Here is a 3,798-nt window from a genome sequence, read left to right on the forward strand (position 1 = left end):
GGCGCCGCCCGAACTCGCCTCCCTGGGCGAGGGGGCGGACGCGGTGCACGGGCTGGTGGCCGACAACGCCGACCCGGCGACCGCCGAGCGGCTGGTCGCGACGGCCGTCGAACGCTTCGGCCGGCTGGACGGCGTGCTGATCAGCGTCGGCGGACCGCAGGCCGGACCGGTCGCCACCGCCCCCGAGGAGGCCTGGCGGGACGCCTTCGAATCGGTCTTCCTCGGCGCCCTGCGGATCGCCCGCGCCGCCGCCGGGACGCTCGGCGAGGGCGGCGTGATCGGCTTCGTGCTCTCCGGCTCCGTGCGCCAGCCCATCGCGGGCCTCGGCATCTCCAACGGCCTGCGCCCGGGCCTGGCGATGGCCGCCAAGTCGCTCGCCGACGAACTCGGCCCGCGCGGCATCCGGGTGGTCGGCCTGCTCCCGGCCCGGATCGACACCGACCGGGTGCGCGAACTCGACGCCCTCGGCGGCGACGCCGAGGCCGCCCGCGCCCGGCACAGCGCCGACATCCCGCTCGGCCGCTACGGCACTCCCGAGGAGTTCGGCAAGGTCGCCGCCTTCCTGCTCTCCCCCGCCGCCTCCTACCTCACCGGGGTGATGGTCCCGGTCGACGGCGGCGCGCTGCGCGGACTCTGAGTCCCGCCGGGCGGCGTCAGACCACCCGCGGCTGCCTGCCGCGACGGCGGCGCCGCCGCCCGGTGACCTCCGGCCGCGCCGCGACCACCCGGATCCGCAGGTCTGCGGGCAGCTCCGGCAGGCCCATGCTGGCCAGCACCCCGGTGCGGGGTCCGGTCTCGAAGTGCTCGGCGAGCGCGGCCGGATCACCGCCCGGGGTCATCCGGGCGGCCACCCGCAGCCGGGGGCGGCGCGACCCGCGCACCAGCCGCGCGCCCACCCGTTCGACCTCCGGCAGCGCGACCGCCTCGCTCTCCACCGCCTCCTCCAGCGCCCTGGTCCGCAGCCGCAGCCGCAGCCCCGGCACGTCGGGCGTCGGCAGCACGACGGTCGTCGGGCCGCTGCGGCGCAACTGGGCCACCAGCCACCAGGCGGTGACCGCGACCACCACGACCAGCCCGGCGATCACCGCCGGCCACCACCACGACTCACCCGACCACCGGGTGCGGGAGTCCTCGCTCACCACCGGCTGGTCGGGCGAGGTGAGCGGCCACCAGGACGGCGGGTCGACGCCGAGACGCCCGTACAGGTCGAGCCCGCCGGCCAGCACCAGCACCCCGGCCGCCAGGAGCGCCGCCCCGACCACACCCAGCAGCAGCCGGTTGACGGTCCCCCGCTTCACTCGGCACCACCGCCGGCGTCCTCCGCCGTCCTCGCCCGGCCGCGACGTCGCGCCGACCGCACGTCCAGCCGCAGCGGCCGGGCCAGCGTGACCGCCGCCAGCTCCTCACGCAGCCGGCGCTCCACCGAGGCCGGGTCCGCGGGCCCGACCAGCCCGATCCGCACCCGCCGCCGTCCGACCCGCACCCGCAGATGCTCCACACCCGGCGTCCCGGCCGCCCGGTCGGCCAGCAGCGCGGCCACCCCGGACCGGTCGATGACCGCGGCGGTCTCCCCGTGCGGACGCAGCGGCAACCAGCGCCGCAGCCCGGGCGCGAGCGCCAGCCAGAGCAAGCAGCCCCCCACCAGCACCCCCGCCCCCGCCCCGAGCAGCACGGCCGGGTCGTCCAAGTGCCGGGTGGCCAGCTCATCGGCCAACTCCGCCCGCCACCGCCGCGCCTGATGCCCGGTTCGAACGGCCACCACGTCGTACAGCAGCCCCCCGGCCACCACCAACACCACGGTGGCCACCACAGCGGCCGCCACCGTCCGCGGAGCCCGCAACCGCGGCACCTTCACCACACCCGAACCACCGACCGGCGCATCCGCATCGGCGCTCACCGGACGCCCCCCGACACCAGCACCACGGCGGCCACGCCGCCCAGGCCCCGCCCCCGCCCCACCTCCACCACGCGAAGACCAGGGAACCCCCCGCCCGCCACCGGCGGTCCGGCGGCCACGGACCGCAGAGCCCTCAGCCACCACACCCCCACCCCGGCAGGCCCGCCGGCCCACACGCGCAGGAACCAGAGCAACCACGCCCCGCCACGACCGGCGACCCGCCCATCCACCCCCACCGCCCACGCCCCGGCGGCCAACGCACGCGGGAACCGCGTGTCAGGACCGGCGACCCGCTCAACCGCACCCGGCGGCCACCCACCGGCGACCGCCGGCAGCTCGGCCACCACGGCCCACAGCCGCGACGCCTCCACCGCACCGCGACTGGCGGGCCGTCCGTCCGCGCCGGCCCGCCGCGTGGTGGCGATGGTGTGCGGGAACCGCAGGAGCCACAGGTTGAGCCCGCCGACATCGGAGGCCCGCCGCGCGGTGACCGTCAGGCCCTGAAGGGGCAGATGCCGCACCTCCAGCTCATCGGCACCCGGCGCCCGCCACGCAGGGACCCTCGGACACGGCAAACACCGATGCCACACCTCAAACGCACCCACACCCGCAGACCGCCGCACGGTGTCCGTTGGCGTGTGGGGGCCTGGTGGCCGGTCGTTGGTGGCCGGGGTCATCGGGTGGGTTCGGGGAGGAGGCGTTCGATGATCACGGTGACCTCGGAGACGCGGGTGCCGGTGAGGGTGCGGGTGTCGGTGGTGATGCGGTCGCGGACGGCGCGGGCGAGGGTGGTGAGGTCCGCGGGGAAGGGGAGGTCGACGGAGACGCGGACGGTGACGGGGGCGCCGGGGGTCGTCGGGCCGGTGACCGAGACCTTCGGGGGGCCGCCGCGCGCGGTGCGGCCGTGCCAGGCGTCGGTGAGCGCCTCGCGGGCGGCGCGGGCGGCGATCCGGGCGTAGACGCGGTCGGCTATCCGCAGGGCGCCCCGGCCGCCGGGTGCCGACACCGGGGCCGCCATCAGCGGCGCCGGTCGCGGCCGCGGAGCAGGTCGCCGAGCTCGCCGGGTTCGATGTCGCCCTCCAGCAGGCGGCCGACCACGAATCCGGCCGCCCCGAGCACCGAGACCAGCAGGAAGGCCGCGAAGCCGCCGAAGTATCCGGCGAAGCCGAGGGCCATTCCCACCACCAGGCCGACGATGGCCAGGTTCATCCGTTCCACCTCGTCTTCCGCCGGGTACCGCTACGGACTACTTCAGCTTGGGCCGCTGCCCGGAGGAGGGCTCCTCCTCTTCCTCCTCCTCGACGTCGGGCTCGTCGGGCAGGTGGACGTCGTTGACGGCGATGTTGACCTCGACGACTTCCAGCCCGGTCATCCGCTCGACCGCGTCGATGATGTTCTCCCGCACCTGGCGGGCGAGTTCGGGGATGACGACGCCGTACTCGACGACCAGCGCGATGTCGATGGCGGTCTGCTTCTCCCCCACCTCGGCCTTGATGCCGCGCCCGACGCTGCCGCGTCCGCCGGGGACCCGGTCCCGCATCGCGCCGAAGGTGCGGGAGAGGCCGGTGCCGAGGGCGTGGATGCCGCCGATCTCGCGCGCGGCCATGCCGGCGATCTTCTCGACGACGCCGACGGCCAGCGCCGTGCGGCCGCGCTCGCCGACCGACGCGGCGGAGGCCGCCGGGCTCGCCGGAGAGCCGGCGGGCGCGGCAGGGGTGGCGTGCGCGGGACCGTGCGGGGCGTTCTTGTGCAGGGTGGCGGGCGTCGGAGTGTCAGGCATGGCTCATCTCCCGTCGTGCGGCTCCAGCTATATCGCAAATCGCTCCAACTCTGGCATTTCGCCACGAATCCCGCCCCCGGAGCAGCCGGAAGGCCCGAACGCCGGGAGGCCCGGCCCCGTG

General features: G+C 76.5%; 7 protein-coding genes. 1 reads left to right on the top strand and 6 read right to left on the bottom strand.

Annotation, left to right across the window (positions count from 1 at the left end; all coding sequences use genetic code 11):
* Positions 1 to 637: SDR family oxidoreductase (locus tag ABD308_RS25110; RefSeq protein WP_344338834.1), on the top strand; the 637-nt coding region annotated here is incomplete at its 5' end.
* 16 nt (positions 638 to 653) lie between these two features.
* On the opposite strand, the gene amaP is transcribed toward ABD308_RS25110, so the two are convergent.
* From amaP to ABD308_RS25140, 6 genes are all read right to left on the bottom strand, one after another.
* Positions 654 to 1,298, bottom strand: coding sequence for an alkaline shock response membrane anchor protein AmaP (gene amaP, locus ABD308_RS25115; RefSeq protein WP_344338835.1), 645 nt, complete (start codon positions 1,296 to 1,298; stop codon positions 654 to 656).
* Positions 1,295 to 1,849 carry a DUF6286 domain-containing protein gene (locus tag ABD308_RS25120; protein WP_344338846.1) on the bottom strand — a complete coding sequence of 185 codons (555 nt, stop codon included), beginning with the start codon at positions 1,847 to 1,849 and terminating at the stop codon, positions 1,295 to 1,297. The genes amaP and ABD308_RS25120 overlap by 4 nt, the downstream gene beginning before the upstream one ends.
* 44 nt (positions 1,850 to 1,893) lie before the next feature.
* Positions 1,894 to 2,418 carry a hypothetical protein gene (locus ABD308_RS25125; RefSeq protein WP_344338837.1) on the bottom strand — a complete coding sequence of 175 codons (525 nt, stop codon included), beginning with the start codon at positions 2,416 to 2,418 and terminating at the stop codon, positions 1,894 to 1,896.
* A 152-nt stretch (positions 2,419 to 2,570) separates the two neighbouring features.
* A complete protein-coding gene (locus ABD308_RS25130) occupies positions 2,571 to 2,903 on the bottom strand; it encodes a hypothetical protein (RefSeq protein WP_344338838.1) in 333 nt (110 codons plus the stop codon).
* Positions 2,904 to 2,914: 11 nt separating this feature from the next.
* On the bottom strand, positions 2,915 to 3,106 hold the full coding sequence (locus ABD308_RS25135) for a hypothetical protein (protein WP_344338839.1): 192 nt from the start codon (positions 3,104 to 3,106) through the stop codon (positions 2,915 to 2,917).
* A gap of 37 nt (positions 3,107 to 3,143) precedes the next feature.
* Positions 3,144 to 3,677 (bottom strand): Asp23/Gls24 family envelope stress response protein, encoded by a 534-nt coding sequence (locus ABD308_RS25140; RefSeq protein ID WP_344338840.1) that lies wholly within the window; start codon positions 3,675 to 3,677, stop codon positions 3,144 to 3,146.
* Positions 3,678 to 3,798 lie beyond the last annotated feature (121 nt).

The organism is Kitasatospora putterlickiae, assembly GCF_039527695.1.
GTDB classification, from domain to species: Bacteria; Actinomycetota; Actinomycetes; order Streptomycetales; family Streptomycetaceae; genus Kitasatospora; species Kitasatospora putterlickiae.